34 protein-coding genes are annotated in these 26019 nt (G+C 64.1%); 10 read left to right on the forward strand and 24 right to left on the reverse strand.

The features are described from left to right. Positions 1–132 precede the first annotated feature (132 nt). The 7 genes from pip to cysS form a co-directional block, all read right to left on the reverse strand. Positions 133–1095 carry a prolyl aminopeptidase gene (gene pip / locus DY201_RS20905; RefSeq protein WP_115732874.1) on the reverse strand — a complete coding sequence of 321 codons (963 nt, stop codon included), beginning with the start codon at positions 1093–1095 and terminating at the stop codon, positions 133–135. After that, positions 1092–1568 (reverse strand): GFA family protein, encoded by a 477-nt coding sequence (locus DY201_RS20910; protein WP_115732875.1) that lies wholly within the window; start codon positions 1566–1568, stop codon positions 1092–1094. Before DY201_RS20910 ends, pip begins: the two co-directional genes overlap by 4 nt. Next, positions 1565–2038 carry a GFA family protein gene (locus DY201_RS20915; protein WP_115732876.1) on the reverse strand — a complete coding sequence of 158 codons (474 nt, stop codon included), beginning with the start codon at positions 2036–2038 and terminating at the stop codon, positions 1565–1567. The genes DY201_RS20910 and DY201_RS20915 overlap by 4 nt, the downstream gene beginning before the upstream one ends. Next, the gene (locus DY201_RS20920; RefSeq protein ID WP_115732877.1) at positions 2035–2526 is read right to left on the reverse strand and encodes a GFA family protein; all 492 of its coding nucleotides are present in this window, start codon (positions 2524–2526) and stop codon (positions 2035–2037) included. Before DY201_RS20920 ends, DY201_RS20915 begins: the two co-directional genes overlap by 4 nt. Before the next feature lie 12 nt (positions 2527–2538). Beyond that, on the reverse strand, positions 2539–2919 hold the full coding sequence (locus DY201_RS20925) for a VOC family protein (protein WP_115732878.1): 381 nt from the start codon (positions 2917–2919) through the stop codon (positions 2539–2541). Beyond that, positions 2916–3257 carry an endonuclease domain-containing protein gene (locus DY201_RS20930; protein WP_245432058.1) on the reverse strand — a complete coding sequence of 114 codons (342 nt, stop codon included), beginning with the start codon at positions 3255–3257 and terminating at the stop codon, positions 2916–2918. The genes DY201_RS20925 and DY201_RS20930 overlap by 4 nt, the downstream gene beginning before the upstream one ends. 268 nt (positions 3258–3525) lie before the next feature. Further along, complete coding sequence (gene cysS / locus DY201_RS20940; protein ID WP_115732880.1) at positions 3526–4962, reverse strand: cysteine--tRNA ligase; 1437 nt, start codon at positions 4960–4962, stop codon at positions 3526–3528. Between the two features lie 449 nt (positions 4963–5411). Between cysS and DY201_RS20945 the strand changes: the two genes are divergently transcribed. Next, positions 5412–5567 (forward strand): transcriptional regulator, encoded by a 156-nt coding sequence (locus DY201_RS20945; protein ID WP_115733908.1) that lies wholly within the window; start codon positions 5412–5414, stop codon positions 5565–5567. Here DY201_RS20945 and DY201_RS20950 read toward each other — a convergent pair. Both DY201_RS20950 and DY201_RS20955 read right to left on the reverse strand, forming a co-directional pair. Then, positions 5550–6158, reverse strand: coding sequence for a LysE/ArgO family amino acid transporter (locus DY201_RS20950; RefSeq protein ID WP_115733907.1), 609 nt, complete (start codon positions 6156–6158; stop codon positions 5550–5552). The genes DY201_RS20945 and DY201_RS20950 overlap by 18 nt on opposite strands. Positions 6159–6276: 118 nt before the next feature. Further along, entirely contained in the window at positions 6277–7053 is a 777-nt protein-coding gene (locus DY201_RS20955) for an SOS response-associated peptidase (protein WP_115732881.1), read from the reverse strand. 115 nt (positions 7054–7168) lie between these two features. Here DY201_RS20955 and DY201_RS20960 point away from each other — a divergent pair, with 115 nt between their 5' ends. The 4 genes from DY201_RS20960 (at position 7169) to DY201_RS20975 (ending at position 9562) form a co-directional block, all read left to right on the forward strand. Beyond that, positions 7169–7591, forward strand: coding sequence for an NUDIX hydrolase (locus DY201_RS20960; protein WP_115732882.1), 423 nt, complete (start codon positions 7169–7171; stop codon positions 7589–7591). Between the two features lie 160 nt (positions 7592–7751). Then, the gene (locus DY201_RS20965) at positions 7752–8129 is read left to right on the forward strand and encodes a TIGR02301 family protein (protein WP_067964142.1); all 378 of its coding nucleotides are present in this window, start codon (positions 7752–7754) and stop codon (positions 8127–8129) included. Positions 8130–8262: 133 nt separating this feature from the next. Continuing rightward, positions 8263–8520 (forward strand): hypothetical protein, encoded by a 258-nt coding sequence (locus tag DY201_RS20970; RefSeq protein ID WP_067964147.1) that lies wholly within the window; start codon positions 8263–8265, stop codon positions 8518–8520. Between the two features lie 172 nt (positions 8521–8692). After that, a complete protein-coding gene (locus DY201_RS20975) occupies positions 8693–9562 on the forward strand; it encodes a hypothetical protein (protein ID WP_115732883.1) in 870 nt (289 codons plus the stop codon). A gap of 114 nt (positions 9563–9676) precedes the next feature. Here the strand turns inward: DY201_RS20975 and DY201_RS20980 are convergent, their stop codons facing one another. Continuing rightward, positions 9677–11008 (reverse strand): dihydroorotase, encoded by a 1332-nt coding sequence (locus DY201_RS20980; RefSeq protein ID WP_115732884.1) that lies wholly within the window; start codon positions 11006–11008, stop codon positions 9677–9679. Positions 11009–11079: 71 nt separating this feature from the next. Between DY201_RS20980 and ygfZ the strand changes: the two genes are divergently transcribed. Beyond that, positions 11080–11934 carry a CAF17-like 4Fe-4S cluster assembly/insertion protein YgfZ gene (ygfZ, locus tag DY201_RS20985; RefSeq protein ID WP_115732885.1) on the forward strand — a complete coding sequence of 285 codons (855 nt, stop codon included), beginning with the start codon at positions 11080–11082 and terminating at the stop codon, positions 11932–11934. A 3-nt stretch (positions 11935–11937) separates the two neighbouring features. Next, complete coding sequence (locus DY201_RS20990) at positions 11938–12555, forward strand: HD family hydrolase (RefSeq protein ID WP_115732886.1); 618 nt, start codon at positions 11938–11940, stop codon at positions 12553–12555. Between the two features lie 49 nt (positions 12556–12604). On the opposite strand, the gene DY201_RS20995 is transcribed toward DY201_RS20990, so the two are convergent. From DY201_RS20995 to DY201_RS21035, 9 genes are all read right to left on the reverse strand, one after another. Then, a complete protein-coding gene (locus tag DY201_RS20995) occupies positions 12605–13231 on the reverse strand; it encodes a glutathione S-transferase family protein (RefSeq protein ID WP_115732887.1) in 627 nt (208 codons plus the stop codon). A gap of 132 nt (positions 13232–13363) precedes the next feature. Further along, positions 13364–14548 (reverse strand): low temperature requirement protein A, encoded by a 1185-nt coding sequence (locus DY201_RS21000; protein ID WP_115732888.1) that lies wholly within the window; start codon positions 14546–14548, stop codon positions 13364–13366. Positions 14549–14638: 90 nt separating this feature from the next. After that, positions 14639–15022 (reverse strand): DUF4087 domain-containing protein, encoded by a 384-nt coding sequence (locus DY201_RS21005; RefSeq protein ID WP_115732889.1) that lies wholly within the window; start codon positions 15020–15022, stop codon positions 14639–14641. Positions 15023–15119: 97 nt separating this feature from the next. Beyond that, entirely contained in the window at positions 15120–15392 is a 273-nt protein-coding gene (locus DY201_RS21010) for a DUF3303 domain-containing protein (protein WP_115732890.1), read from the reverse strand. Positions 15393–15455: 63 nt separating this feature from the next. Further along, complete coding sequence (locus tag DY201_RS21015; protein ID WP_115732891.1) at positions 15456–16247, reverse strand: SDR family NAD(P)-dependent oxidoreductase; 792 nt, start codon at positions 16245–16247, stop codon at positions 15456–15458. Position 16248: 1 nt separating this feature from the next. Then, positions 16249–16812, reverse strand: a complete 564-nt coding sequence (locus DY201_RS21020; protein ID WP_115732892.1) for an SRPBCC family protein — start codon at positions 16810–16812, stop codon at positions 16249–16251. Continuing rightward, complete coding sequence (locus DY201_RS21025) at positions 16809–17195, reverse strand: ArsR/SmtB family transcription factor (RefSeq protein ID WP_115732893.1); 387 nt, start codon at positions 17193–17195, stop codon at positions 16809–16811. Before DY201_RS21025 ends, DY201_RS21020 begins: the two co-directional genes overlap by 4 nt. 61 nt (positions 17196–17256) lie before the next feature. Continuing rightward, the gene (locus DY201_RS21030; RefSeq protein WP_115732894.1) at positions 17257–18717 is read right to left on the reverse strand and encodes a RimK family protein; all 1461 of its coding nucleotides are present in this window, start codon (positions 18715–18717) and stop codon (positions 17257–17259) included. Further along, positions 18714–19820: a peptidase C39 family protein gene (locus DY201_RS21035; RefSeq protein ID WP_115732895.1), complete on the reverse strand. Its 1107-nt coding sequence runs from the start codon at positions 19818–19820 to the stop codon at positions 18714–18716. The genes DY201_RS21030 and DY201_RS21035 overlap by 4 nt, the downstream gene beginning before the upstream one ends. A gap of 172 nt (positions 19821–19992) precedes the next feature. Here DY201_RS21035 and DY201_RS28790 point away from each other — a divergent pair, with 172 nt between their 5' ends. Next, positions 19993–20196 carry a hypothetical protein gene (locus DY201_RS28790; RefSeq protein WP_131922206.1) on the forward strand — a complete coding sequence of 68 codons (204 nt, stop codon included), beginning with the start codon at positions 19993–19995 and terminating at the stop codon, positions 20194–20196. A gap of 326 nt (positions 20197–20522) precedes the next feature. Here the strand turns inward: DY201_RS28790 and DY201_RS21040 are convergent, their stop codons facing one another. Then, positions 20523–21311, reverse strand: coding sequence for an anti-sigma factor family protein (locus tag DY201_RS21040; protein ID WP_115732896.1), 789 nt, complete (start codon positions 21309–21311; stop codon positions 20523–20525). Continuing rightward, positions 21308–21826, reverse strand: coding sequence for a sigma-70 family RNA polymerase sigma factor (locus DY201_RS29760; RefSeq protein WP_115733910.1), 519 nt, complete (start codon positions 21824–21826; stop codon positions 21308–21310). The genes DY201_RS21040 and DY201_RS29760 overlap by 4 nt, the downstream gene beginning before the upstream one ends. Before the next feature lie 238 nt (positions 21827–22064). On the opposite strand from DY201_RS29760, the gene DY201_RS21050 reads away from it, so the two are divergent. Continuing rightward, the gene (locus DY201_RS21050) at positions 22065–23306 is read left to right on the forward strand and encodes an MFS transporter (RefSeq protein WP_425358740.1); all 1242 of its coding nucleotides are present in this window, start codon (positions 22065–22067) and stop codon (positions 23304–23306) included. A 187-nt stretch (positions 23307–23493) separates the two neighbouring features. After that, complete coding sequence (locus DY201_RS28795) at positions 23494–24045, forward strand: hypothetical protein (RefSeq protein WP_131922208.1); 552 nt, start codon at positions 23494–23496, stop codon at positions 24043–24045. 204 nt (positions 24046–24249) lie between these two features. On the opposite strand, the gene DY201_RS21065 is transcribed toward DY201_RS28795, so the two are convergent. From DY201_RS21065 to DY201_RS21075, 3 genes are all read right to left on the reverse strand, one after another. After that, complete coding sequence (locus DY201_RS21065) at positions 24250–24483, reverse strand: hypothetical protein (RefSeq protein ID WP_115732899.1); 234 nt, start codon at positions 24481–24483, stop codon at positions 24250–24252. Between the two features lie 151 nt (positions 24484–24634). Beyond that, a complete protein-coding gene (locus DY201_RS21070; protein WP_115732900.1) occupies positions 24635–25171 on the reverse strand; it encodes a hypothetical protein in 537 nt (178 codons plus the stop codon). 188 nt (positions 25172–25359) lie between these two features. After that, complete coding sequence (locus DY201_RS21075) at positions 25360–25995, reverse strand: outer membrane protein (RefSeq protein WP_115732901.1); 636 nt, start codon at positions 25993–25995, stop codon at positions 25360–25362. Between the last annotated feature and the right edge of the window lie 24 nt (positions 25996–26019).

Below are 26019 nucleotides of genomic sequence, written 5' to 3' on the forward strand. Positions count from 1 at the left end.
GATCGGCAGTATTGACGCCTCGCTCCGTCCTGCAACGCCGGCGATTGGCGAAAGCCGGCATGCCAGCTGATCTCCCCCCCTGTGGGGGAGATGTCCGGCAGGACAGAGGGGGGCAACGTAGGGCGGAAGCGTTCACGACGTTTTCCCTGCGAACTTGTCGGTCGCCCTGACCAGCTGGTCCAATATGCCCGGTTCCGAATAAGCGTGACCCGCGCCCTCGATCAGGTGGAACTCCGCCTGCGGCCAGGCCTTGTGCAATGCCCAGGCATATTTCGCCGGGCACGGCATGTCATAACGCCCATGGACGATGACGCCGGGAATGTCATGCAGCTTGTGGGCGTCGCGGATCAGCTGGCCTTCGTCCATCCAGCCGGCATGGACGAAATAGTGGTTCTCGATGCGGGCGAAAGCGACGGCGAAGTCGTCCTCGCCAAACTTGCCTGACGTGTCGGGGTCGGGCAGAAGCGTGATCGTCTCGCCTTCCCACAGGCTCCAGGCCAGCGCCGCCTCGACCTTGGCCTCGCGGTCGTCGCCGGTGAGGCGCTTGCGGTAGGCGCCCATCATGTCGCCGCGCTCGGCCTCCGGGATCGGCTTGACGAAACGCTCCCATTTGTCGGGGAACATTTCGGAGACGCCGAACTGGTAATACCAGTCGAGCTCGGCGCGGGTCAGCGTGTAGATGCCGCGCACCACCAGTTCGCTGACGCGGTCCGGATGCGTCTCGGCATAGGCGAGCGCCAGCGTCGAGCCCCAGGAGCCGCCGAACACCAGCCATGTGTCGTGGCCGGCCATCTCGCGCAGCCGCTCGATGTCGGCGACCAGGTGCCAGGTGGTGTTGGCGTCGAGCGAGGCATTGGGCAAAGACTTGCCGCAGCCGCGCTGGTCGAACAGCATGATGTCGTACAAAGCGGGATCGAACAGGCGGCGATGCTTGGGCGAGGTCGCGCCGCCCGGGCCGCCATGCAGGAACACCGCCGGCTTGCCGCCCTTGGTGCCCGAACGTTCCCAATAGACCTGATGGCCGTCGCCGACATCGAGCATGCCGCTGTCGAAGGGTTCGATCTCGGGATAGAGGCTGCGCAGTTCGTCGCTCATAATTTCAGTCCATGCTCCGGCCAGTTGGCCGTTTCTTCATCGGGATGCTGGAAGGAGATGATCTGCTCCTGCCGCTGGTAGTAGTCGGGATTGTCGAGCACCGGCTGGTCGAAGATCGTGCCCACCCACGGCAGGCGGAAGCCGTGGTTGATCTGGATCGTCGGTGCGAGGTCGGAACGGTCGTCGAACGAGCCGATCGACAGTTCGAGGCCTTCGGCGTGGCGGTACGCCATCGGCGTGCCGCAGCGCTGGCAGAAGCCGCGCGATATGTTGATCGACGACTGGAAATAGCTTGGCTCCTCGCGGATCCACTCGACGCCATCCACCGGCACAGCGACGAAGGCGCCGAAGAACGAGCCGAACTGCTTCTGGCACATGCGGCAATGGCAGATCGAGCTGCGCCCCAGCGCGCCGTGGATACGGAAGCGGACGGCGCCGCACTGGCAGCCGCCTGTCCTTGCAGTCTCGGTCATGACCTTTTCTCCGCTGGCCATTGTTCAGTGTCGTGGTCGGGGTGCTGGTGGTTCGAAGGGGCAACCGCGGCGTACCAGGCAGTTTCATCGTCCGACAATTCGACCGTGTCGAGCTCGCCGAACCATGGCATCTTCTCACCCGACCCGCACTGGAATGTCGGCTTCACCGCTTCCGGATCGTCGAGCGCGCCGAGCACGACATTGATGGTGTCGCGGGCGATCACGTCGAACAGAAGCGGCGTGCCGCAGTCGCGGCAGAAGCCGCGACGTACGATGTCGGACGAGCGGAACCAGCCGATCTCGCCGCGGGTGACCGAAAACTTGGCCTTGGGCGTGCGCGCCAGCGGCTGGAAGTAGTTGCCCGATGCCTTCTGGCACATGCGGCAATGGCAGATATGGGCATTCTCCAGCGCCTGGTCGATGCGGTAGCGCACCGCACCGCACTGGCAACCGCCTGTCGTGACAGTCATTTGCGCTCCTCCGGCGGCCAGGTCTCGGTGTCGTGGTCGGGGTGCTGGAACGAGACGATGTCGTCGACGAAGTCGGCCGCCTCGGGGTCGTCCTCGGTCGAATAGCCCTTGAGCTCGTGGACATGGTCGACATAGGGCAGCTTGCCCTCGAGGCCCCATTGCACCGTCGGCGCGATTTCCGCCGGTTCGTCGAAGGCGGCGATCGCCAGCGCCGCGCCGTCTGGCGCCTCGAAGCTCAGCGGCGTGCCGCAGTCGCCGCAGAAGCCGCGCAAGCCGAAATTCGACGAGCGGAACTTCTTCGGCTCGCCGCGCGTCCAGGTCAGTTTCGCCTGCCGCACCGAGACCAGCGGGGCATAGAAATTGCCGAATGCCTTCTGGCACATGCGGCAATGGCACACCGACGCATCGCCGAGCGCGCCCTCGACATGAAAGCGCACCGCACCGCACTGGCAGCCGCCGCTGTAGACCGGCTTGTTGTCCAGGCTCATGGCAGCGTTTCCTTATGCCGGCACATGGCACACCGCCTCGATGTTGTTGCCATCCGGATCGAAGACGAAGGCGGCATAATAGTCGGGGTGATAATGCGGCCGTGGCCCCGGCCCGCCATTGTCCTTGCCACCGGCGGCGATCGCTGCGGCGTAAAACGCGTCGACCTCGGCGCGGCTGCGCGCGGTGAACGCATAATGCCGCCCCGGCCCGGCTTCCGCCTCGTGCAGCCAGAACACCGGCCGCTCGCGGCCATAGCCGCCAACCTTGACCCCGCCGGTATGTTCGCCCGGCACCATCATCAGAAGCGACGCACCCAGCGGCGCGAACGCCTTGTCGTAGAACGCCTGCGCCTTGTCGAAATCGGTGACCGAAATTCCAGTATGGTCGATCATTGCACGAACTCCTCCTTCATGCGGACGGCCGTCCCGGCCGAGATCACGATGTTCTGGCAGACGTTATCCATATCGCGAACGACGTCGTCGTTCCAGAAGCGGAGAATGGTCCAGCCGAGACCTTCCAGCTTGGCGGTGCGAACTGCATCCGCTTCCGCAATCTCGGCCGAGCCGTGTTGCGAACCATCGACCTCGACAATCAACTTATGTGTTGGGCAGGCAAAATCGACGATGTAGCCGGCGATTGGCAATTGCCTCCGAAAACCCAGTCCCATCAGTCGATGCGCCCTAAGCTCATTCCAGAGCTTAAGCTCGGCATCCGTCATCTGTTTGCGCATCTTGCGCGCGTTCCGGCGATTGGCCGGGGGAACCGGGTAATGGGTCACCGCCGACCACCCCCCTCTGCCCTGCCGGGCATCTCCCCCTCAAGGGGGGAGATCAGGCCGTCAGCGACCTGTCGCCCAACCACAGACGCCGCTGCAACACGCTCCAAAACCTGGCAGGACAATGAGACACGTCCAAGCTGCTGATCTCCCCCCTTGAGGGGGAGATGCCCGGCAGGGCAGAGGGGGGCATGCGGCCCCACCCTATCCTGCCCCGCCATCATCACCGCTTCACTTCCCACGTCGTCACGCGTTCACCTGTGACAGGGTCCTTGCCGTCCTTCAGCTGAACGCCCTGGGCCAGAAGCTCGTCGCGGATGCGATCGGCCTCGGCCCAGTTCTTGGCGTTGATCAGCTCAAGCCGGCGCGCGATTGTTGCGGCGACCGCCACCTCGTCGACCTCTGCCGCCTCGAGCCCGAAGCCGAGGAACAGCAGCGCTGCCTTGAGTTCGGCCGCGGCCTCGACGTTGCTGCCGGCTTCGGCGGCGAGCTGCGACAGGCCCTGGAAGACGCTCGACGTGGCGAGGTCGTCGCTGAGTGCCGCAATCAGTGCCGCCGGCACCTCGGCTTCGGCCTCGCCGGCGCTGTCGGCCGCACGCTTCCATTTGCGCAATGTGTTCTCGGCTTCCTCCAGCTTGCGCAGCGAAAAGTCGATCGGCTCGCGATAATGCGTCATCAGCATGGCCAGCCGCAGCACCTCGCCCGGCCATTTGCGGCCGCCGAAATTCTCCGTCGCGAGCAGTTCGTGGATCGAATAGAAATTGCCCAGGCTCTTGGACATCTTCTGGCCCTCGACCTGCAGGAAGCCGTTGTGCATCCAGTAGTTGGCCATCACATCGGTGCCATGGGCGCATCGCGACTGGGCGATCTCGTTCTCGTGGTGCGGGAAGATCAGGTCGAGCCCGCCGCCATGGATGTCGAAGACCTCGCCGAGATAGGCGGCCGACATCGCCGAGCACTCGATGTGCCAGCCCGGCCTGCCGCGGCCCCAGGGGCTGTCCCAGCCCGGCTCCTCCGGCGACGAAGACTTCCACAGGACGAAGTCGCCGGGGTTCTTCTTGTGCGCCTCGACCTCGACGCGGGCGCCGGCCTGCTGCTCGTCGAGATTGCGCTTCGAGAGCTGGCCATAGTCTTCCATCGAGCCGGTGTCGAACAGCACTTCGCCTTGCGCTTCATAGGCATGGCCGCGTTGGATCAGGCGTTGAATCAAGGAAACCATGTCGGTCTTGCCGTCCGGCCGCGCGAGCACGAACTCGGTTGCCCTGGGCTCGACGGTCGGCTCGAGGCAGCCCAGCGCCTTGACGTCGGCATGGAACTGGTTGGCGGTCTTTTCCGTCACCCGCCGGATCGCCTCGTTGAGCGGCAGGGCGGGGAAATCGCGCAAGGCGCGGGCGTTGATCTTGTCGTCGACGTCGGTGATGTTGCGCACATAGGTGACGGCATTCTCGCCATAGACATGGCGCAACAGGCGGAACAGCACGTCGAAGACGATCACCGGGCGCGCATTGCCGATATGGGCGAAGTCGTAGACCGTCGGGCCGCAGACATACATCCGCACGTTTTGCGGATCGATCGGCACGAAGTCCTCCTTCGTGCGTGTCAGCGTGTTGGTAAGGCGAAGGCCCCGAAACGCACCGGACTTCAGCTTTGAATCAGACATGGAACTCCCCGTATGCATGACCCCGAAAATCTCCGATCTTCGCAAAGGATCTTGCACCCTTCTTCAGTTTCACGGCGTCCTTTGCCCGTCCGAACGGACGTACGGCGCCGTGGCCTGCTGGCCCGGGCGTTCAACCTGTCTCGTGTGAAGATGAGGCGAAAACGTCCTGACCAGCGCGAACGCTAGCCAATAATGCAAATGCCGGAAATGGCGAAAGACGTTTTCATCAGGGGCTTTATCGCCTCACCGAGCTGTTGCCGTCAAGACGCATCGACATGAAACTTTACCGCCCGGACCGGAACGGAAGCAGTACTGAAACACTTTGTTAAACATCCCGGCACCGTAATGAAACATCGCCCGGATAAAAGGCGCCGCACTGCCACGAATTCGACCGAATCCGTAAGCAAATGCAGCCGCTCTCAACAGAGCTGACTTTAGGGAAGAGACCGATGAAACGAAAACAATCCGACCAGGACCGAGCGCGTAGCCAGTACGCCGAACTGACCAAGCACTACCGGGCCATCGGCCCCGCCGCAATTCTTGCCGCGCTGATCTGCGCGCCGAAGAAAGACAAGGCAGCCCCCAAGCTAAACAAGGCTGCTTAACAGGCTGAGGCCGATCGCCGCCATCACCAGGCCGATCAGCACATCGAGCACGCGCCATGCGGCAGGCCGGGCAAAGACCGGCTCCAGCAGCCGGGCGCCATAGCCGAGCCCGAAAAACCAGACGAACGAAGCCGAAGCTGCGCCGATGCCATAGGCCAGGCGAGCCTGTCCTTCATGGGCTGCCGAAAGGCTGCCCAGCAGCACCACCGTGTCGAGATAGACATGCGGGTTGAGGAAGGTGAAGGCAAGACAGGCGGCGACCGCCGGCCAGAGCCTGGCCTCGCCGCTCTTTGCCGCTTGCAGGACCTCCGGTTTCATCGCGCGCCGGAAGGCAATGACGGCGTAGGCAAACAGGAACAGCGCGCCGCCGACCGTCACCACTGTTATCAGCCGCGGCGACTGCGAAATCAGCGTGCCGAGCCCGGCGACGCCGAGGCCGATCAAAAGCGCATCCGAGGCCGCACAGATCAGGCTCAGGATGAAGACGTGCTGGCGAAGCAGGCCCTGGCGCAGGATGAAGGCGTTCTGCGCGCCGATCGCGATGATCAGCGAGGCACCAAGCAGGAATCCGGAGATGGCGGCGGAGAGAATGGGCGTGGACACGCCGTTCTTCTAATGCACCGCCCCGAAAATCAAAATCGATTTCCGGAAGGCAGGATGCAGGGATTGATGATGCCAGAGCGCCCGGGAGCGCGTGGTTCCGCTCCAATCAGAACAGCGTCATCTGGCCGTCGTCGGGCCTGCTCTTCTCGACCTTCGGCTTTGCTGCCCGCTCAGGTGCTGCCTCAGGCAGCGGCTCGACGCGCGCCTGGATCTCCGGCCCTGTATTGGCGACCTTGTTGACCAGCTCCGACACCGGGATCTGCTCGAAGAAATCGGGCTGTGCCGGTCGCATCAGATGGGCTACATCGCGCGGCTCCTGGGTGCGGCAGTCGAGCCAGCGGGCAAAATCCTCCGGCTGGATCACCACGGGCATGCGGTCGTGGATATGCAGTATGTCGGCGCTGGCATTGGTGGTCAGGATCGCCGCGGTGTCGATTTCCGAACCGCCCGGCTCGCTCCACGTCTCCATCAGCCCGGCCAGCGCCACCAGCCCGCCCTTACGCGGCCTCAGCCAGTAAGGCTGGCGCCGATTGCCCGGCAGCTTCTTCCACTCGTAGAAACCCGAAACCGGGATCAGCGCCCGGCGGTGACGCATCGCCGTCTTGAACGAGGCCTTTTCGTTCGCCGATTCGGAACGTGCGTTGATCAACAGCGGCATGTCGGCCGGGTTCTTTGCCCAGGCCGGGATCAGCCCCCAGCGCGCCAGAAGCGCCATGCGCTCGGAGCGATTCGAGCCTGGCGGGCGCTGCGGCCCTGCCATCACCACCAGGATCGGCTGCGTCGGCGCCACATTGTAGCGCGGCGGAAAGCTCTCTAGGTCGTCCAGCCCGAGAAAGGCGGAGGTCGCGTCGGGCGACGCCAATACGGCAATGCGTCCGCACATCAGCTCAGGTTCCGGTTCATCGCCTGAAAGTGGCGATGGATCGCGGCCGCTGCAACCGCTAAAGCGGATATGATCGGCTGTTCCACAATGGAACGCATCCCCCGAGGCAAAACGCATGATCGACGCGACCATCATCCCTGCCGTCTCAGTCGCCGTGCTGCGCGGCCGCTCGGTCATGCTCGTCCGCCGAGGGCGGGCGCCGTCGAAGGGGCTCTATGCCTTTCCAGGTGGACGCGTCGAAGCAGGCGAAGCTTTGGAAGATGCCGCCCGCCGCGAGCTGATGGAGGAAACCGGCATAGCCGTCGGCGACCTCGTCCGCTTGCGCGAACTGCTCATCGACAGCCGCAATGACAGCGGCTCGGTCTACCTGCTCACCGTGTTCGGCGCCCGCCACCTCGAAGGCGAACCTGTCGCCGCCGACGATGCCGACGAGGCCGCCTATTTCGACCTCGCCGAAATCGAACGCCTGCCGCTGACCGATTCGACGCTCGAAATCGTGCTCGAACTGCTCGGCGGTGAGGTCGTGCTGCCGGCATAGGGCAACTCCCGGGAAACCGTGCAGCGTCTTTCCCATCCGCAATAGCGCAAGACGAGAAGATCGAAGGATTTCGCCAGCAGAATGAAGCGGAGACACTCTAGCCTTGGGATAGAAGCGCCTGCGGCCTTGCCCGAGACAAATTGTTTCGCCACAAAAGCTTATGATGCGCGCTTCGACCTACATCATGGCTATCACGCTTGCCGCAACGACTGCGTTCGCAGCACCGGTGCGCGCGGTCGAAGCGCCGTTCGAGCCGGGACTGATGCGCCTCGCCGAGGTGCTGGGCTCGCTGCATTTCCTGCGCAATCTGTGCGGCGAAAAGGGTAGCCAGTGGCGCGGCGAGATGGAAAAGCTGCTGCAGGCCGAGAACCCCTCGCCCGAGCGCCGCGCCCGTTTCATCGCGTCCTTCAACCGGGGCTATCGCTCCTTCGACGGCACCTACACCGCCTGCACGCCTTCGGCGACCGAAGCGATCAGCCGCTACATGAAGGAAGGCGAGGCGCTGAGCCGCGACATCGCCTCCCGCTTCGGTAATTAACAGGCTATTTACTTTCCCGGCATTGCTTGCCGTACACGAACGGGCGATTGTGCTAGGTGTCTTAACGGGACATTAAAGGGATAGCTCAAGTTGATCCGAATCGTCGGATCGCTGGGCAGGGTGAAAGACCGCAATGGAACAAAGCGTAAGCGACATCGACGCCCTGGTTCGGGAAGAAAAGCGCCTGACCGCTGTCGAGAGCCACAATGAGGCGTGGGCCGAAGGCCTGTCCGCCGGCATCGAGCCCGAAATCATCGCCGAAGCAGCCCTTGCCACGGCTTTTGCCGAGATCGTCGCCGCCAATGGCGAACCCGCGGCGCTGGCCATGCTCGATCGCATGCGCGCCAGGGTGGAAGCCGGCGACTTCGAGCCGGTGCGCCTGCGGCATTGAGCGCTACCCCACTTCTTTGACTAGCCGACACGGTTTCGGCATCATGCTGGCACATTAGCAGCGTAACCACGCATTATCGGAACATGATTCCGGGCGGGGTCATGCGATTGAAAGCGTTGGCGCGTCGGCCCGAGAGGGGGCATGCGCTTGGAATACCGGAGCCAGGAATCTGATGCGGCCAAAGACTGAAACTGCGCCCCGCGGCGCATTGCGACTTGCCGCTCTCGGCCTTGCCGCCTCGCTCGTCATGCCGCTTCATGCCTCGACGGCGTTTGCGCTGTCCGAAATCAAGCGCGAGGAAATCCCCGCCCCTGTCATGCCGCCAAAGCCGGCCAGCGAGCAGGATGCCGTGCCGGAAAAGTCGGTGCCGATGCCCGACCCGATCCAGACGCCGGCGACCACGGCGCCTTCCGGCACCGCAAATCCGGCCGGCACCGAAAATCCCGGCGGGACCGAGACACCTGCAGACACCGAGGAGCCGGGCGACGATCAGCCGGCCGAGCCGGACGCCACGCCCACCGAACCGGGCGGCGCCACCGGTCCTGCTGCCCCCAATCTCGATCCGGAAGGCCCGCTTCCCGAAATCGTCTACGATCTCAGCCGCCTGCCCGAGCCGGTGGCGCGCATGCGCAGCCTGCTGGTCGAAGCCGCCAAGACCGGCGACATCGAGAAGCTGCGGCCGCTGGTCGGCCAGGGCGAAGCGATGCCGCAACTGTCGTTCGGCGACATCGAGGGCGATCCGATCGCCTTTATCAAGGGGCTGTCCGGCGACGGCGAAGGCCAGGAAATCCTCGCCATCATGGAAGAGGTGCTGAACGCCGGCTACGTCCATCTCGGCGAAGGCACCGACGAAGACCTCTATGTCTGGCCCTATTTCTTTGGCATCCCGCTCGACAAGCTCGATCCGCGCCAGAAGGTCGAACTGTTCAAGATCGTCACCGCCGGCGACTACGAAGACATGAAGCAATATGGCGCCTACGTCTTCTATCGCCTGGGCATCACCCCCGAAGGCCGCTGGGCCTTCTTCGTCGCAGGGGATTGAGGGTTTTTCCCCTCCCCCTTGTGGGAACGGTCGACGCGTAGCGTCGAGGGTGACAGCGCGTCATACCCCCACCCGGACCTTCGGTCCGACCTCCCCACAAGGGGGAGGTAAGAACTACCGCACCACGGCTTCCGAAAACTCTACCGCCCTGCCCTGCGACGGCGTGGTGATCTCGGCTTCCCACATGACGCGGATGCCGCGGACGATGGTGCCGACCGGCCAGCCGGTGACCTGCTTGCCGTCATAAGGCGTCCAGCCGGCCTTGGAGCCGGCCTGGGCGTTGGTGATCGTCACCTCGCGCTTCATGTCGACGACGGTGAAGTCGGCGTCGTAGCCGGCGGCGATGCGGCCCTTGCGCGCCATGCCGAAGATTCGGTTGGGGCCGTGGCTCGCAAGGTCCACGAAGCGCTCCAGCGTCAGACGGCCCGCATTGACGTGGTCGAGCATGATCGGCACCAGCGTCTGCACGCCGGTCATGCCCGAGGGCGAGGCCGGATAAGGCTTGGCCTTCTCAGTCAGCGTGTGCGGCGCATGGTCGGAGCCGAGCACGTCGACGATACCTTGCGAAATACCGTGCCAGATGCCGTCGCGGTGGCGTGCTGCGCGCACCGGCGGGTTCATCTGCAACAGCGTGCCGAGACGGGCATAGTCGTCCGAGCTCATGGTCAGATGATGCGGGGTCGCCTCGCAGGTGGCGACATCCTTGTGCTGTTCGAGGAAGGTGATTTCCTCCGCCGTCGAGATGTGCAGCACGTGGATGCGGGCGCGGGTGTCGCGCGCGATACGCACCAGCCGTTCGGTGCACTGCAGGGCGGCGATCTCGTCGCGCCAGATCGGGTGCGAGGACGGGTCGTTGTCGACACGCAGGTTCTGGCGATCGCGCAGGCGGAACTCGTCCTCCGAGTGGAAGGCGGCGCGGCGGCGGGTGTTGCGCAGGATCGATGCGACGCCCTCGTCGTCCTCGACCAGAAGGTCGCCGGTCGACGAACCCATGAACACCTTGATGCCGGCGGCACCGGGCAGGCGCTCCAGTTCGGCGACGTCCCGGGCGTTCTCGCGCGTGCCGCCGACCCAGAAGGCGAAGTCGCAATGCATGCGTGCGGTCGCCCGGCTGACCTTGTCGGCCAGGGTCGCTTCGCTGGTCGTCAGCGGATTGGTGTTGGGCATCTCGAAGACAGCGGTGACGCCGCCCAGCACGGCCGCGCGCGAGCCACTCTCCAGGTCTTCCTTGTGCTCCAGCCCCGGCTCGCGGAAATGCACCTGGCTGTCTACGACGCCGGGCAGGATGTGCAGGCCGCGGCAATCGATGGTCTCGCCGGCCGAGGCGCTGCCGAGATCGCCGATGGCGGCGATCCTGCCATTGGTGACACCGACGTCGCGGACGCCGCTGCCGTCATGATTGACGACAGTGCCGCCCTTGAGGATGAGATCGAAGGTGGTAGCCATGTCGCGCGTGCCCTTGTCTGGGAATTGCCTGCGGCTTACGTAATGGCTCTCCGAAATGCAAGATCAGGTCCATGCCGACAGCCATCCTCGCCGACCGCGCCATCATCGATGTTTCCGGCCCAGATGCCGAGCATTTTTTGCAGAATATCCTGACGCTCGACCTGGATGCACTTGGCCTTGATGAGGCCAAGCCCGGCGCGCTGCTCGCCCCGCAGGGCAAGATCATGTTCGATTTCCTGGTCTCGCGCAGCGGCGACAATGCGCTCAGGCTGGAATGCCGGGCCGACATAGCAGACGATTTCGTCCGCCGCCTGATGCTCTACCGGCTGCGCGCCAAGGCCGAAATTTCCAAGCAGGATCAGCCGCATATCGCTGTTACGTGGCAAGATGATTCAGCTGCTTCGCACTCTGATTCAACTGTCCGCGACAGCCGCTTCCAACAGCCTGTGTTCCGCCATTACGGCACCGCCCCCACGCCTGGCGCCTCCGAGGCCGACTGGCACGCGTTCCGCATCGACAATGGCGTCGCCGAAAGCGGCTCCGACTATGCGCTGGCTGACGCCTTCCCACACGACGTACTGCTCGACCAGATGGGCGGCATAGGTTTCAAGAAAGGCTGCTTCATCGGCCAGGAGGTCGTGTCGCGCATGCAACATCGCGGCACCGCCCGTCGCCGCGTGCTGCTCGTCTCGGCTGCCTCAGGCCTGCCGGCGCCGGGCACCGAACTCAGGGCCGACGGCAAGGTTCTGGGCACGCTCGGCTCCGTCGACGGCTCGAACGGCCTGGCCATCGCCCGCATCGACAGGGTCAAGGCTGCGCTCGATGCCGGCAGCGCCATCATCGCCGATGACGTCACCGTGGCGCTCGCCATTCCTGCCTGGGCCAGCTTCACCTATCCCGAAGCCACCAGTGCGGAAGACGCCTGAGCCATGGCCGACCGTCCCGGCGCCCCGCCCCGCGCCTGGCAGCGCATGCTGTCGGGCCGACGCCTCGACCTGCTCGACCCCTCGCCGCTCGACGTCGAGATCTCCGACATCGCCCACGGCCTGGCGCGTGTCGCGCGCTGGAACGGCCAGACCTCGGGCGACCACGCCTTCTCGGTGGCGCAGCACTCGCTTCTTGTCGAGCAGATCTTCCGCCGGATCGTCCCTGATGCCGCACCCGAGGCGCTGCTGGCAGCGCTGCTGCATGACGGGCCGGAATATGTCATCGGCGACATGATCTCGCCGTTCAAATCGGTCGTCGGCGGCGGCTACAAAAGCTGCGAGGAGCGGCTGCAGCACGCCATCCATCTGCGCGTCGGCCTGCCGGCCGAGATCGGCCAGGGCCTGAAGAAGGACATCAAGCGCGCCGACCAGATATCGGCCTATTTCGAGGCGACATTGCTCGCCGGCTTCTCGATAACCGAGGCGACCGAGTTCTTCGGCCGCCCGCGTGGCATCACCGCCGACGGGCTCGAGCTTGCGCCACAACCGGCAAAACGCGTGCAGGAGGCCTTCCTCAAGCGCTTTGCCGCGATCGAGAAGCTGCGCGCCGGCCGGGCGTGATCCGAAGCATGTGATGCCGGCTTTCGGGCCACATCATCCGTCGGAATGCTCAGGCCGGCGGGATGAACTCCTGGCTGATCTCCTTGAACACCGCCATCGCCTCCAGCCGTGCCGCATCGGCGGCAAGGGCGGGAAATTCGGCCATGTCGAGCAGGCCCTGATGGGCGTCATTGATGAAGCGCAGCACACAGACAACGGCAATGTCGGCATGGCCGATGCGGTCGCCGAACCAGTAGGTGCTGTCGCGCCGGGCGCGCTCGGCCTCCAGCACTGCGAGAACCGAGGCGATCTGCGTCCGGCAGCGTTCGACCCAGACTTCCGAGACATGGGTGTGCAGCCGCTTCTCATAGAACAGGCTGACCGCTTTCTCGCCGACGCCGGTGGCCAGCGTCGCGATCTTCAGCGCCTGGTGCCGGGCCGGCTCGGCGGCCGGGAACATCGCCTCGCCTGCAGGCGCAAGGTGGTCGAGATAGTCGAGCATCATGTGGCTGTCGATCAGCACCTCGCCATCGTCGAGCACCAGCGTCGGCACCCGGGTCAGCGGGTTGTAGGCACGGATCTTGTCGGCATCGCCGAAGGCCGACCATGTCTCATGCCTGAACGGGATTCCGTAGAGCCGAAGGGCTATGCCGACGCGGCGGACGAAAGGGCTGTCATACTGGCCGATGAGGATCATGTCGTAACGTCCCGGAGCGAAATCTCGAGGGGATAGTACACGAGGCATCGTTCCGATCCAGAAGCCTGGACGCGCCGGTTCTTCGTCCAGAGCTCCGGTTCTTCGTCCAGAGCTCCAGTTCTTCGTCCAGAGCTAATGCGCGTGATGTCTGGCCGGCTGCCCCCTGAGTTCGAGCACTGCAACCAGCACCATCACGACAGTGGTCGCAGCACCGATCGCCAGCGGCGACATGTGGCTGGCAAAGGGCACCATGGCTCCAAGGACGGCAAGACCGATGACATGCGACAGCGGCGCGCGGCCGACGACATAGAATTTGAACAGCAGATTGCCGACGAGATAGAGCGCTGAACCGCCGATCGCCGTCCAGATCAGCGCCGGCTCGGCATGGCCGAGCGGATGGGCGAGCACCAACTCGTCCGAAACCGCCACGACGATGATGCCGGCGACCAGTATGACCGGAATGTAGGTATAGGCGATGCGGGCGATCTGCCCGGTGTCGGCGGCTTCCGCGATCTTGTGGTGGGCGAGTTCCTGCCCGACGTTGAAATAGACCAGCCACATCGCCACCGAGGCGAAGAAGGTGGTCAGGAATGCCGCCAGATTGACCCAGTTCAGTTCGAGCTCGGCAAAGGTCACGCCCGAGACCAGGATCGATTCGCCGAGCGCGATGATGATGAACAGCGCCGAGCGCTCGGCCATGTGGCCGCCCTCGATGTCCCAGCCCGTCGTCGACGAGGCGCCGTGCCACGGCGTCCAGAAGCCGAGCGCCGGCGACACCAGCTCGATGAGCAGTGCCACCGCCCACAGCGCGAAACGGTTCTCGGGCTCGGCCAATCCGCCAGCGATCCAGAAAACGCCCGACAAAACGAGCCAAAGTCCGATGCGGACGAAGTTGAGGTAGTTGTCGCGGTTATGGTTCTTGAGCGCCCAGATCACGAACAGCGTGCGCCCGACCTGCATGACGACGTAAGCGAGCGCGAATTGCAGGCCACGACCCTCGAAGGCCTCGGGGATAGAGGTCGACAGCATCAGGCCGGCCAGCATCAGGGCAAACAACATGCCGCGCACCGGCGCCTTGCGCGGGTCGAGCCAGTTTGTCACCCAGGCGGTGTAGTTCCACACCCACCAGACGGCGACCAGCATCAGCAGTCCTTCGAGCGCGCCTGCCACCGACAGGTGCTTGAGCAGGAAATGCGACAGCTGCGTCACCGCAAAGACAAAGACGAGGTCGAAAAACAGCTCGACGAACTCGACCCTGGCGCTCTCGCCCTGCTGCCGCTTGCGCTGGTAGTCGTTGCTTGCGCCGCTCAATGCCATTCCCATTTCCTCTAACGTTCAATCATCGATAGCCTTGCGGCATCCCGTTCAGTCGGGCCCATGCGCGGGCTGACCGGCAGACCTTCGCACTCAATCCGGCGGTGGCGGCAAGGATTTGTCGGCCCGGCACTTGGCGAGCGGCAGGATGTCACCGGCAAAGACCTTTCTGATGCGCTGGTTGCCGGCATCGGTCTCGACGGTCATGCAGGCGCAGCCATAACCATAGCCGGCCCCCGGCACATTGGTTTCGACGAACTGCCTGGGATTGAAGTCAGGCGCCTTGTCGGCACCAGTCGCGTCGGGTCCGTCAGCCTCGCCCTGCGAGGTGATCGTCCAGGTCGCATCCTTGTCGATGAGCCAGAGATTGCCCGGCGTCGGGTTGGCGTACCAGCCGCAGCGGCGCTCGGCCGCCAAGGCATCACCCAGCGACGCAACGACGAGTGCCCCAACCGCCGACAACAGAATCCGTCGCATGCATGCCTCCAATGCATCGGCAGGAAAACAAGCCGCGACGTGATTTGCAAGCGTCGATTGCAAGTCTCGATTGATACGGCGCGCGAGTACACGCGGCTTAGAGATGGGGCGCCAGCCCCGTGGCAGTGTCCTTGCTCGATGCCACCGGTACGATCTCGAAACCGACGAGGTCGGCCCATTCGACGACCCAGCGCTGCAGCAGCGTGACGTTTTCGGCCTCCACCAGCATGAAGCAGCGGCTCATGTCGGCGGCGATCCAGCTGTGGTGAACGATGAAACCCTCTGGCGCCAGCCGTCCCTTGTCGCGAAAGCGACGGTAGATCGCCTTCGGGTCGCGCCCGCGAAAATCCTCGATGACAAAGAAAAGCATCTTTTGTCCGTGCCCCCAACTCTCCATGGGAGAAGATCAGGGGGCACGGAACTTGGCAAGCGGTCAGTCGACCAGCGTGCCGCAGCTCAGATTGGCGATTGCCCCGGTCATCGCGCCGGCACGGTCGGATGCGGCGAAGGCGGCGAAATCGCCGATCTCGGCCAGCGTCGGAAAGCGCCTGAGCAACGGCCCGTTGGCGGCGCGGGCGGCCAGCATGTCGTCGACCGACATGCCTGAGCGCTGTGCAAAACCCTCGAAGGCCGCGCGCACATGCGAAACATCAATCGCTTCCGGAATGGCGTCGGGCCGGAGGCAGATCACCCTGATGCCCTGCGCCCCGAGCTCGCCGGCGAGGATGCGCGAAAACGCCTCCACCGCCGCACTTGCCACGCCGTTGCCGAGAAAGCCTGCGCCCGACAGCCGCGCCCCCGGTGTCGACAAGGTCAGGATCACGCCCTTGCCCCTGAAGTGCCGCGCCACCGCTTTCGCGGTCAGGAAGTTGGTCCTGGTATAGGCTGCGACAGGCAGCTCGAAATCGGCAAACGACAGATCCGCCAGCGGCGTGCCCTGGACATGGGCGACGCCAATGGCATTGAGCGCGATGTCGATGCCGCCGGCCTTGTCAGCCACCATGTCGGCGTGGCGCTCGACCGCGTCCTCGTCCAGCGCATCGACGACGGCGATGTCGACGTCTCCGCCCAGCGCCCGGATGTCGCCGGCAACCGCCTCCATCTTCGCCCGCGTGCGCCCGGCCAGGAACACACGCGCCCCGTCGCGGGCGAAGGCCTTGGCCGCGGCACCGCCAATCGCGCCGCCGCCGCCATAGACAACCGCAATGCGGTTTACGAGCGACATGTCACGCTCCCGCCTGCGAGCTGCCGATACGCTCGGCATATTCGCCGACCAGCCTTGTGTGGGTGCGCCAGAAGCCGTCGGGTTCGCGGCCCTCGAGCCTGGCCGACAAGATGCCGAGATGGGTGTGCCAGCCGGCGGCGACATTGAGCATCGCACCGTGGTCGGTGAGCCGGCGATGGGTGACCGTCAGCAAAACCTTGTCGCTGCGCGGCTCGAGCTCGAAGCGCACCTCGGAGCTTTCGCCGGCTTCCGCAGCACCGCCCCAGCTATAGGCCAACAGATGCGGCGGCTCGCAGGCGATGATCTCGCCCGGCACCCGGTGTTCGGCAAAGGCGGCGAGATGGGCGGGCGGCGGATCGTCGTTGCGGGTCAGTTCGGAGTTGCGGAACAGGTTCTCGACCTGCCCGCCGGCTCGCAATTCCATCGGGCCGCCGGCAAGCCAGGTGCTGCGCTTTTCGGAGTCGGTGAGATAGCTCCAGATGCGCTCGATCGGGCCCGGCAGCAGGCGCTCGATGCGCACGGTTCCGGGCTCGGTGACGACGCCGTAAGAAGTATGGATATTCATGACTTTTTCCCTTTCTTCTTTGCTTCAGTGGTTTCGGATGGTTTGGCCGCCGCGGCCTGGTCCTCGGCGACGAGCAGGGCTTCGAGGACGTCGAGCTGCTGGTTCCAGAATTTCTCGTAGTGCCGCATCCACTCGACGCCGGCATGCATCGGCAGGGCGTCCAGGCTGCAGAGATGGGTGCGCCCCTGCACGCTGCGGCGCACCAGCCCGGCCTTCTCCAGCACCTTGATGTGCTTGGAGGCGGCAGCCAGGGTCATGTCGAAAGGTGCGGCGAGGTCGCTGACGTTGCGCGGCCCCTTGGCCAGCCCCTGGAGCATCGCCCGGCGGGTCGGATCGGACAGCGCGTGGAAGATCGCGTCAAGATGTTCGGAATGCTCAACCATAAGGTATAATATATGGCCGCAAATCCGAATAGTCAACCGTTCGGTATAATGTTTTTCGAGGCTACTTGCCGTTGCGCTCCAGCCGGTCGAGGAACCATTGGGTCAGGCGCACCCAGACCTCGTCCTTTTCGCCGGAATCCTCGACGCCGTGGTCGAGGTTGGGATTGTCGTTGACCTCGATGACGAAGACGCCCTCTTTGGTCTCCTTGAGGTCGACACCGTAGAGCCCGTCGCCGATGCAGCGCGCGGCACGCACGGCGGTGTCGATGACATGCGCCGGCGCATGCTTCAGCGTAAACGTCTTGATGCCGCCCTCGTCGGGCTTGCCGGCGCGGTCGTGGTTGATGATCTGCCAGTGCTTCTTGGCCATCAGATAATGGATGGCAAACAGCGGTTGGCCGCCGAGCACGCCGACACGCCAGTCATATTGCGTCGGCATGAACTTCTGCGCGATCAACAGGTCCGAATCCTCAAGCCAGGCCGTCGCCAGCGCCTTCAGTTCGTCGAAGTCAGACGCCTTCTTGACGCCGCGCGAGAACGACGAGTCAGGGATTTTCAGCACCAGCGGAAAGCCCAGCGTGTCGGCGGCAGGCTGCAGGTCGGAGACGCCGGCGATCATGACAGTCGGCGGTACCGGCACGTTGTTGTAGGTCATCAGCTCGTTGAGATAGACCTTGTTGGTGCAGCGGATCATCGACAGCGGGTCGTCGATGACAGGCATGCCCTCCTGCTGCGCCCGCCGGGCGAAGCGGTAGGTGTGGTTGGAAATCGAGGTCGTCTCGCGGATCAGGAGCGCATCGTAATTGGCAAGCTTGGCCAGGTCCTTCTTGGTGATCGGCTCGACCTCGACGCCCATCTTCTCGGCGATACGGGCCCAGTAGCGCAGCGACGAGATCTCCGACGGCGGCAGTTGCTCGTTGGGGTCGATCAGCGTGGCGAAGGTGTAGCGCGACGGCGTGCGCGCCTTGGTGTCGCGCCACTCCCTGCTGGTATAGGTCTCGAGCGCCGCAACGAAGCGCTTCTTGTCGGCATCGTCGAGCCGGCCGAGTGCGGCAAAGCCGATCTTGTGGATCGAGGCCCATTCGCCGTCGTTGATCGCCACCTCCAGCGCCGGGGCGCGGAACCAGTCGAACAGCAGCCTGGTGAAGCGGTCCCAGGCCTTGGACGGACCGACGCCAAAAAAGATCGTCACCTTGGCCGGAAACGACCCGCCGAGATCCTTGCGGCACTTGTTCAGCGCCAGCTCCAGTTCCGGCAGCGCGTTTTCGTAGAGCTTGCGTTCCGACAGATCGATCATCGTCTCGACCGTCGGGATCACCTTGTGGCCGCGCGAGCCGGCCAGCAGCGAGGCGTAATAGCCCCGGCTCTGATAGGCATAGCGGTTCGACAGATTGATGATCTTCGGCCGCTGGCCGCGAAACAGCGCCGGGTGGGCGAGATAGTCGCGGTTGGTGATGATCTTGTGCGGCGTCGCCGCCTGGTCGAGATCGCTTTGCCGGCCGGTGAGAATGACCCAAGTCATCGTTTCGAAGGCTTTCCGAGAGTGATTGCGGCGCGCAGGCCGTCGCGGCCGAACTGCGCCATGCGCATGAAGATGTCGTAGGGAACGGGAATGTTGGCGGCGTCCGACGCCGTCTCGCGCTGCTCGTCCTCGATCCAGGGGTCATGGATCAGGATGTGGCCGCCATCGTCGCCGATGGCCAGCACCCAGTGCGGCACTTTCTTGCCGAACATCAGGAAGCCCGAGATCAGCACCAGAACCAGCTTGCCCTCGGCCAGCCTGGCCCTGATGTCGTCGAGCGCGAAGGGACGGTAGGTCACGGGGATGGCGTATTTTTCGGCACGGGCGCGAAAATCGGCCTGGGCCAGCTCCATCACCCGGCGCTTCTCGGCGCTGCGGACGGACTGCAGGAACAAGGCGCCCTCGGCCGAGACGAAGATCTCGGCGCCAAGCCCGGCCTCATGTCCCGCCACCGCCAGCCCGAACGGCTCGCAGCCGCCCGGCCCCGACATCATGAAGATCGTCGTCGCCTCGCGCCACAGCCGGACCTCCATCACCGGGTCGGGGACGAATGTGCGGTCGAAATTGGCCATCGCCATCATCAGGCAGCACGGCCCGCAGGTGAAATCGCAGGTCTGGGCGTAGAACGGCACCTTGGTTGCCACAGGCACGTCGCCGCGCAGCGTCTTTTCGTAACGAAGGGCCGCCATGCCGTCTTCATAATAGTCGGGCTCGTGGCCGATCCTGCGGTAGCCGTTCTTTTCATAGAGGCTGATGGCGCGGGCATTGTCTGCGCGCACCTCGAGCCTCAGCAGCATGCGGCCGTGCTCGTAGGCGACGTCCTCGGCGGCGTCGAGCAGCAGGCGGCCGATGCCCTTGCCGCCGAAGGCGGGCGCAATGGCAAAGGAATAGAGCCGGGCGACGCCGCTGCCCTTGCGAAACAGCACCATGGCGTATCCGGCAATGCGGCCGCCGACCTCCGATACCAGCGCCTCGGCGGTTTCGTGATCGATCAGCTGGCGGAAGGAGCGGCGCGAAATCCTGTCGCCCGGAAAGACGGCATTCTCGATGGCGACAAGCGCATCGACATCTTCAGCGCGGGCCGTACGAATGTCGGCAGCCATCTGGTCCTGAGAACCTCGTCTGGGCAGGAGAAGCCCTGAAGGAATGTCCAGCGAAGCACCGGCGCGCGCCCCGCATTTGCCCTGCGCAGTCACGCCTCGATTCGGGCCTTATTGTGACATGGCCGGGGGCTGCCCGGGCATATGAATCTCATGGGGAGAATGGCGAAATCAGGTGGTGCCGGTACCCCGTGTTTCCCGACCTCGCCAACTGGTGATCGCCGTGTCGTGGTGGATGGATGAAGCCGTTGCCATCTCTCCCGGCTTGAACCTGATGGCGTGTGGCCACTCGACTGTCACGGCATGGCATCTGGTGATCGCCATGTTGCGCATGTGGATGATCTGCAAAGCCGTTGCCGTCTCTCCCGGCTTCTCCTGATGGCATGTGGCCGTTCGACCTTCACGGCATGGATCCTAGGGTCTACGCAGTTCGCTGCGCTCCCTGCTTCGCCCTAGGATGACGAAGGCGTAGACGTTGTCGGCCAATCTCCGACGCTTGGCTCAAGGCTTCCGCCAACAGGAAACGTTGGCGATTGGCGGAGCGCTCCCGCACCTTCGTCATCCTAGGGCGGAGCAGGAGCGCAGCTCCGTCGCGGAGACCCTAGGATCCATGCCGTGACCTCCCAACGACCGCAAGCCGTCAGGATCGAGCCACTACGATCAAGAGAAACACGCACTCCGAAAGCACGACCAACCGCGCCACCCTCAAGTCCGCCCCGCCCCGGCGATCAGCTGCTTGTAGGCGTTCCTGGCGACCGTTCCCATCTGCTCGGGCGGCAGCGTGCCGACGATGGCGCAGCCATAACCTTCGTCCTGCCAGTAGACCGCCTCGGGGCCGCCGCTCGCCAGGGTGAAGGTGCCCTTGGAGCGCTCTGACCCTTCGGCCACGACATAGACCGAGATGCGGTTGCCGTCGGCATCGGCATAAAGCATCAGCGCTGCGGTTGCGCCATCCGCCGGCACCAGGCGCCCGCCCAGAAGCGTGAAGCCGTCATTGCTGAGATCGGGCGCCACCAGCCTGAGGCCGGTGCGCTTGGAGAGCCAACCGGTCAGATAGGCCTGGTCGCTGCCGTCGACCTCGACCGGCCGGTTCTTGTCGGCGGCAAAGGTCTGGTGCGCGGCAATCGCCAGCTGGGCCATGCGGTCGTCGGAATCGCCGCTTGTGCCGAGGCCGCTCATGCCGGCAAGATATCCGCCGAGCCCGCCTGCGATCAGCAAGGCCGCTGCAGCCGCCATGCGCCACCACGGCGTCGCCTGCCTGTGCCTCAGTCCCTCGCCATTGACCGCTGTTACCAGCCGCGCCGGCACCGGCTCCTCGAGCACGCCGGCAAACAAATTGCGCAAGGCCGCATTGTCGGCGGCGTAACGCAGGCTCCTTGCCTTCATGTCGGGATTGGCTTCCAGCCACATCTGGTAGGCGGCGCGCTCGTCCTCGGGCAGCTCGCCATCGAGAGCCAGATGAATGTCACGGTCGGTGAAGCTGCGCGCGCTCATTTCTCGACGATCCTTATCGCCCGCCGGCGTGCCTGATCGTCAAGCAGCCCGCGCAGTTCCTCGCGGCCACGCGCAATGCGCGACATCAGCGTGCCGGCCGGCACGCCGAGCATGGTTGCGGCCTCGGCGTAGGAAAAACCTTCGATCGCGACCATCACCAGTGCCGCGCGCCGGTCGGGGCTGATCTGCTGCAACGCGTCGACGATCTCGCGCGAGGCGACGCTCTCGGCCTGGATCGCCGGGGTTGCCAGCGCCTCGCTCGCCTCGAGCGGCAGGATCGCCGCTTCGCCGCGGCGGCTCACCTTGCGCATCTGGTCGATGAAGAGATGGTGCATGATCGTAAACAGCCACCTCCTGGGGCTTTCTCCTGACCGCCAGTTGTCCAAGCGCGAAAGCGCGCGCTCGAGACTGTCCTGGACGAGATCGTCGGCGGAATCGCGGTCGCGCAGCAGCGCCCGCGCATAGCGGCGCAGCCGGGGGATTTCCTGAAGTATCGCTGCCTTCTTTTCGTCCATGACCGCGGATCGCAAGTCGTCCTCTTCCACGCCGATTGAACGCGCCCAATTGAACGCGGCTTGCCGGCGCTGCGCAAGCGCCTGGCCATGGCTTTCGCCACCCCAGCGCACAACTAACGATTGGCAGCATCGTTCTATTCCCGACACATCAGAAATCTTGAACCATTTCCCTAGTTCAATTGATTTTGAACATCGCTGCGGATCGGGTAAAAACATTCCACCCACGGGAGATCTGACGATGACGGCAGCGGCGGTGAACACCAGGTCGGGGTCGAAAATACCTTGGCTCATCATCATTTGTGGCTGCCTGATCGCAGCGTTGACCTTCGGCCCACGCTCGGCAATGGGTTTCTTCCAGCTGCCGATGCTCGCCGAAAAGGGCTGGGACCGCACCACCTTCGGCCTCGCCATGGCAATCCAGAACCTGTGCTGGGGCCTCGGCCAGCCGATCTTCGGCGCCATCGCCGACCGTTTCGGCAGCTGGCGCGTGCTGACGCTGGGTGCGGTGCTCTATTCGCTCGGCCTCTATCTGATGGCCCATGCCGATAGCGCCGGCATGCTGCATCTCGGTGGCGGCGTGCTCGTCGGCCTTGGCGTCGCCGCCGGCTCGTTCAGCATCGTGCTCGCGGCCTTTGCTCGCAACACCAATCCGCAGAACCGCTCGATCGTGTTCGGCATCGGCACCGCCGCCGGTTCCGCCGGTATGTTCGTCTTCGCACCGATCAGCCAGGGCCTGATCGACGCCTATGGCTGGTCCGACACGCTGGTCTACATGTCGATCGCCATGCTGGTGATCCCGGTGCTGGCGATCCCGCTTGTCGGCAATTCGCGCTCGGGCAAGGTCTCGCAGGCCGAGATCGAGCAGACGCTCAGCCAGGCCCTGTCGGAGGCCTTCGCCCACAAGAGCTATCTGCTGCTGGTCTCGGGCTTCTTCGTCTGCGGCTTCCAGGTCGCCTTCATCACCGCCCATTTCCCGGCCTATATCAGGGACATCGGCATCGATGCGCGTTATGCCGTGATCGCGCTGGCGCTGATCGGCTTCTTCAACGTCATCGGCTCGCTCGCCTCCGGCGTCATCGGCCAGAAATACTCCAAGCCGCATTTCCTCGCCTGGATCTATCTCGCCCGCTCGGCGCTGGTGACCGCCTTCCTGCTGCTGCCGCAGACGCCGACATCAGTCGTCGTCTTCGCCATCATCATGGGCCTGTTGTGGTTGTCGACGGTGCCGCCGACCAACGGCCTTGTCGCCATCATGTTCGGCACCCGCCATCTCGGCATGCTCGGCGGCATCGTCTTCTTCTCGCACCAGATCGGCTCGTTCCTCGGCGTCTGGCTCGGCGGCTATCTCTACGACCATTTCGGGTCCTACAACCCGGTCTGGTGGCTCGGTGTGATCCTTGGCCTCTTTGCCGCCGCCGTGCACTGGCCGATCAAGGAACGCCCGGTCGCCCGGCCGGCGGTGCTGGCCCCGGCGGAGTGATCTGCCTGCCGGCCTGGCGACCCGCGTCAGGCCAACTTGGCTAGGCAAGATCGGTCAGGCCAGATCGGTCCTGGAAAAGTCGTTGCCCTTGTAGAGCAGTCCGGCACCGAGCGAGATGGCGCAGGCATAGGCAAAACAGTCGCCGAAATTGAGGTCGGCCGGATGGCCGACCGCCTAGCCGTAGCGCATGCCGGCAGCGATGGCGAGCGAACCGACATCGCCTGAGATCGCCATGTCCTGCGCCAATCTCGACAATGAAGTCGTCGACCAGTTCGCGAACGCGCGAGAATACGGATGGCAGCAGTGTCAGGACGAGCCATCGGGCTCTCCAATTCAGGGCTTGAAAGGATTCTGGATTTCGAGTTCAGTGCGTACTATGCGCGGATTTATACTTGCATTAATCAGCCTCACCGCCCTGACAACTTCTGCCAGAGCAGATGGCTCGGCATATGTGATGTGCGTGCGGCAAAATGCCCAGTACTATGGGGCTTATTGCTTTCCGCTGGATGCCATCGTCGAAGCGGTGATCGGTGTTTGCCGGCCAAAGGCTAAGGAATTTCTCCATGAAAACCCGAACTTAACATCCGGTGAGAAGGCTGTTCTGACCGAGAAATTCATCGACACAATGCGCTCCTCTACGTATCGCGAGATATTGGACTTCCGCATTGAGCAGAAAATCGACTGCGGCCAATACAACAATGCGCTGGGCCCAGAAGGTGTAAAAGGCATTGCCAAGTGATTGATCTAGGTTCGGCTTATGGCTGGGGACAGTCGTCGACCAATGCCGTCGCTGCGGGGACAGCGTCAGAAGTCCGATAGTCGTATTCGACCTCTCCACCCAGTTGCACGAATGCGTTGGTAGCAAACTGACCGCACTTCCTTTGCCACCCGACTTTTTCGACCAGTTGAGCCTTGGTGATCCCATCTGCCTCCAACATCGCGGTCATTCAGCGTTCGACTGAGCCCAAACTGCATGAAAACTTAAGCGGCGCCCGAAAACTAAAGCGCTGTGCACAGTGACATTATCGCTGACCTGCATCGGCAGTGAATTGGCGAATTTCTGCTGGATTCTCGCAGCAGCCTCGCAAATATTGTAGCCACCTGCCGTAAGGCACTCGTCGGCAGCAGATGCCACCGTCATCGTAGCGAAGGCGCCGACCGCTACCAACAGCTTCATTCGCACAGCACCGGGTTGGAACGACCATCCCAGTCGATATAGAAGTTCTTCGACTTGGGCGCAGCCATAAGAACAAACAGCCTAGAGCGAAAACCCAGACTGCCATGCATCCACGGCAATAACGCCGAATAGAGAGCCGAAGCGCCCGCCCCTACCGACAGTAGAAGCGCCGGCCGCCCTCGCCGATGAATGTGTTGCTGCGGCGGTCGTAGCCGTGGCGCCGGTGGCACGGGCCGCTCCACTGGTCGCGCTGGCGATCCCGGGAATTCTGCTCGGCCACCGATCCGGCGACGATCGCGCCGACGGCGAGGCCGAGGATGCCGAGGCCGATGGCGGCTTCGGTGCCCTTGTCGCGCTTGTGGCGGTCGCGGCGATCCTGCCTGTCGCGCCAGCGCTCGCATTGGCGGCGCTCGTAGCGGTCACGCGGCCAGTCGCAGTCGATGTCGTCATCGTCGTCCCAATAGCCGCCACCGACCAGCAGCACCGGCGCGTTGCCGGTGTAGCTGCCGCCGGCCTGTGCCGGCAGGCTTGTGGGCAGGCTGCCGCCGGCCTGCGCCGGCAAGCTTGTGGGCAGGCTGCCGCCGACCTGCGCCGGCAAGCTTGTGGGCAGGCTGCCGCCGGCCTGCGCCGGCAAGCTTGTGAGCAGGCTGGCGGCAATCGCGCAAGCCAGGATCCGTGACACGGACATGAGACATCCTTTCCGGGCCTGGCCCGGTCATCGAAAACAGGCCGATTGGGAGCTGGGCCTGTCTTCGATGTGATGGGTCAGCGTTGTCGGCGCCTTGCGTCCCCCTCTGGAGGCGTGGGACGCGGCAGCACCTTCAACCGGCGCAAGATCCATCCCGAGGACCGGTAACGGTCTTCGGGTTTCCTTCCTTAGAAGCCGTAGTTCAGGCCGAGCTTGACGCTGTGGCTGGCGAGGTCTTCGCTGCGTTTTCCGCCGCCCTTGACCACGGCGTTGACGTCGCCATAGTTGACGTAGTTGTACTCGACACGGGCCCTGAGGCCGCCGTCGAAGGCCTGTTCGATGCCGCCGCCGACAAGGTAGCCGCCTTCCCACTTGTCGTCTGAAATGACGTTGCCCTTGCCCTTGAACTTGGCCATCGAGTAACCCGCGGTGCCATAGACCAACGTGCGGTCGAGGGCGACGCCGGCGCGGACCTTGGCCGCACCGTTCCAGGTGCGCTGCAATTCGGCGCCGCCGCCGAGATTGTATTTCGAACCCTTGGAGTAGCTGCCTTCGAGCTCGGCGCCATAGACCATCGAGCCGGACTGGAAATTGGTGCCGACCTGGCCGCCGAGCTGCCAGCCGCTCTTGTCGGCAAACGGGTTCGGGAAGCCCGAGGAGGCCGAGCCGAGATGAACACCGGCATAGGTGCCCGACCAGTTATAGGCCTGGTTGGAAAAATCCTGCGGCGCCTCATAGTTCTGGGCGATGTCAGCGGCCATTGCAGGCATGGCGAAAGGCGCGAGGCCCGCGAATACGACGAAAAACAGATTTCGCGTGGACATGTTCGTTCTTGCTCCGACATTTGC

It is taken from the genome of Aminobacter aminovorans (genome assembly GCF_900445235.1).
In the GTDB taxonomy this organism is placed as follows: Bacteria; Pseudomonadota; Alphaproteobacteria; order Rhizobiales; family Rhizobiaceae; genus Aminobacter; species Aminobacter aminovorans.

What these genes read in the sequence shown, in the direction of transcription:
- DY201_RS21050 (WP_425358740.1), top strand. Translation starts at nt 22,065, where the DNA reads ATGACGGCAGCGGCGGTGAACACCAGGTCGGGGTCGAAAATACCTTGG.
- DY201_RS20990 (WP_115732886.1), top strand. Translation starts at nt 11,938, where the DNA reads ATGGCCGACCGTCCCGGCGCCCCGCCCCGCGCCTGGCAGCGCATGCTG.
- DY201_RS21065 (WP_115732899.1), bottom strand. Translation starts at nt 24,483, where the DNA reads ATGAAGCTGTTGGTAGCGGTCGGCGCCTTCGCTACGATGACGGTGGCA.
- DY201_RS21040 (WP_115732896.1), bottom strand. Translation starts at nt 21,311, where the DNA reads ATGAGCGCGCGCAGCTTCACCGACCGTGACATTCATCTGGCTCTCGAT.
- DY201_RS20965 (WP_067964142.1), top strand. Translation starts at nt 7,752, where the DNA reads ATGATGCGCGCTTCGACCTACATCATGGCTATCACGCTTGCCGCAACG.
- DY201_RS20955 (WP_115732881.1), bottom strand. Translation starts at nt 7,053, where the DNA reads ATGTGCGGACGCATTGCCGTATTGGCGTCGCCCGACGCGACCTCCGCC.
- DY201_RS21010 (WP_115732890.1), bottom strand. Translation starts at nt 15,392, where the DNA reads ATGCTTTTCTTTGTCATCGAGGATTTTCGCGGGCGCGACCCGAAGGCG.
- DY201_RS20910 (WP_115732875.1), bottom strand. Translation starts at nt 1,568, where the DNA reads ATGACCGAGACTGCAAGGACAGGCGGCTGCCAGTGCGGCGCCGTCCGC.
- DY201_RS20980 (WP_115732884.1), bottom strand. Translation starts at nt 11,008, where the DNA reads ATGGCTACCACCTTCGATCTCATCCTCAAGGGCGGCACTGTCGTCAAT.
- DY201_RS21030 (WP_115732894.1), bottom strand. Translation starts at nt 18,717, where the DNA reads ATGACTTGGGTCATTCTCACCGGCCGGCAAAGCGATCTCGACCAGGCG.
- DY201_RS21005 (WP_115732889.1), bottom strand. Translation starts at nt 15,022, where the DNA reads ATGCGACGGATTCTGTTGTCGGCGGTTGGGGCACTCGTCGTTGCGTCG.
- cysS (WP_115732880.1), bottom strand. Translation starts at nt 4,962, where the DNA reads ATGTCTGATTCAAAGCTGAAGTCCGGTGCGTTTCGGGGCCTTCGCCTT.
- DY201_RS21035 (WP_115732895.1), bottom strand. Translation starts at nt 19,820, where the DNA reads ATGGCTGCCGACATTCGTACGGCCCGCGCTGAAGATGTCGATGCGCTT.
- DY201_RS29760 (WP_115733910.1), bottom strand. Translation starts at nt 21,826, where the DNA reads ATGGACGAAAAGAAGGCAGCGATACTTCAGGAAATCCCCCGGCTGCGC.
- DY201_RS21070 (WP_115732900.1), bottom strand. Translation starts at nt 25,171, where the DNA reads ATGTCCGTGTCACGGATCCTGGCTTGCGCGATTGCCGCCAGCCTGCTC.
- DY201_RS20975 (WP_115732883.1), top strand. Translation starts at nt 8,693, where the DNA reads ATGCGGCCAAAGACTGAAACTGCGCCCCGCGGCGCATTGCGACTTGCC.
- ygfZ (WP_115732885.1), top strand. Translation starts at nt 11,080, where the DNA reads ATGCCGACAGCCATCCTCGCCGACCGCGCCATCATCGATGTTTCCGGC.
- DY201_RS20930 (WP_245432058.1), bottom strand. Translation starts at nt 3,257, where the DNA reads ATGCGCAAACAGATGACGGATGCCGAGCTTAAGCTCTGGAATGAGCTT.
- DY201_RS21015 (WP_115732891.1), bottom strand. Translation starts at nt 16,247, where the DNA reads ATGTCGCTCGTAAACCGCATTGCGGTTGTCTATGGCGGCGGCGGCGCG.
- DY201_RS20925 (WP_115732878.1), bottom strand. Translation starts at nt 2,919, where the DNA reads ATGATCGACCATACTGGAATTTCGGTCACCGATTTCGACAAGGCGCAG.
- DY201_RS20960 (WP_115732882.1), top strand. Translation starts at nt 7,169, where the DNA reads ATGATCGACGCGACCATCATCCCTGCCGTCTCAGTCGCCGTGCTGCGC.
- DY201_RS20970 (WP_067964147.1), top strand. Translation starts at nt 8,263, where the DNA reads ATGGAACAAAGCGTAAGCGACATCGACGCCCTGGTTCGGGAAGAAAAG.
- DY201_RS28795 (WP_131922208.1), top strand. Translation starts at nt 23,494, where the DNA reads ATGCCGGCAGCGATGGCGAGCGAACCGACATCGCCTGAGATCGCCATG.
- DY201_RS21020 (WP_115732892.1), bottom strand. Translation starts at nt 16,812, where the DNA reads ATGAATATCCATACTTCTTACGGCGTCGTCACCGAGCCCGGAACCGTG.
- DY201_RS20920 (WP_115732877.1), bottom strand. Translation starts at nt 2,526, where the DNA reads ATGAGCCTGGACAACAAGCCGGTCTACAGCGGCGGCTGCCAGTGCGGT.
- DY201_RS21025 (WP_115732893.1), bottom strand. Translation starts at nt 17,195, where the DNA reads ATGGTTGAGCATTCCGAACATCTTGACGCGATCTTCCACGCGCTGTCC.
- pip (WP_115732874.1), bottom strand. Translation starts at nt 1,095, where the DNA reads ATGAGCGACGAACTGCGCAGCCTCTATCCCGAGATCGAACCCTTCGAC.
- DY201_RS20995 (WP_115732887.1), bottom strand. Translation starts at nt 13,231, where the DNA reads ATGATCCTCATCGGCCAGTATGACAGCCCTTTCGTCCGCCGCGTCGGC.
- DY201_RS20915 (WP_115732876.1), bottom strand. Translation starts at nt 2,038, where the DNA reads ATGACTGTCACGACAGGCGGTTGCCAGTGCGGTGCGGTGCGCTACCGC.
- DY201_RS21000 (WP_115732888.1), bottom strand. Translation starts at nt 14,548, where the DNA reads ATGGCATTGAGCGGCGCAAGCAACGACTACCAGCGCAAGCGGCAGCAG.
- DY201_RS21075 (WP_115732901.1), bottom strand. Translation starts at nt 25,995, where the DNA reads ATGTCCACGCGAAATCTGTTTTTCGTCGTATTCGCGGGCCTCGCGCCT.
- DY201_RS20945 (WP_115733908.1), top strand. Translation starts at nt 5,412, where the DNA reads ATGAAACGAAAACAATCCGACCAGGACCGAGCGCGTAGCCAGTACGCC.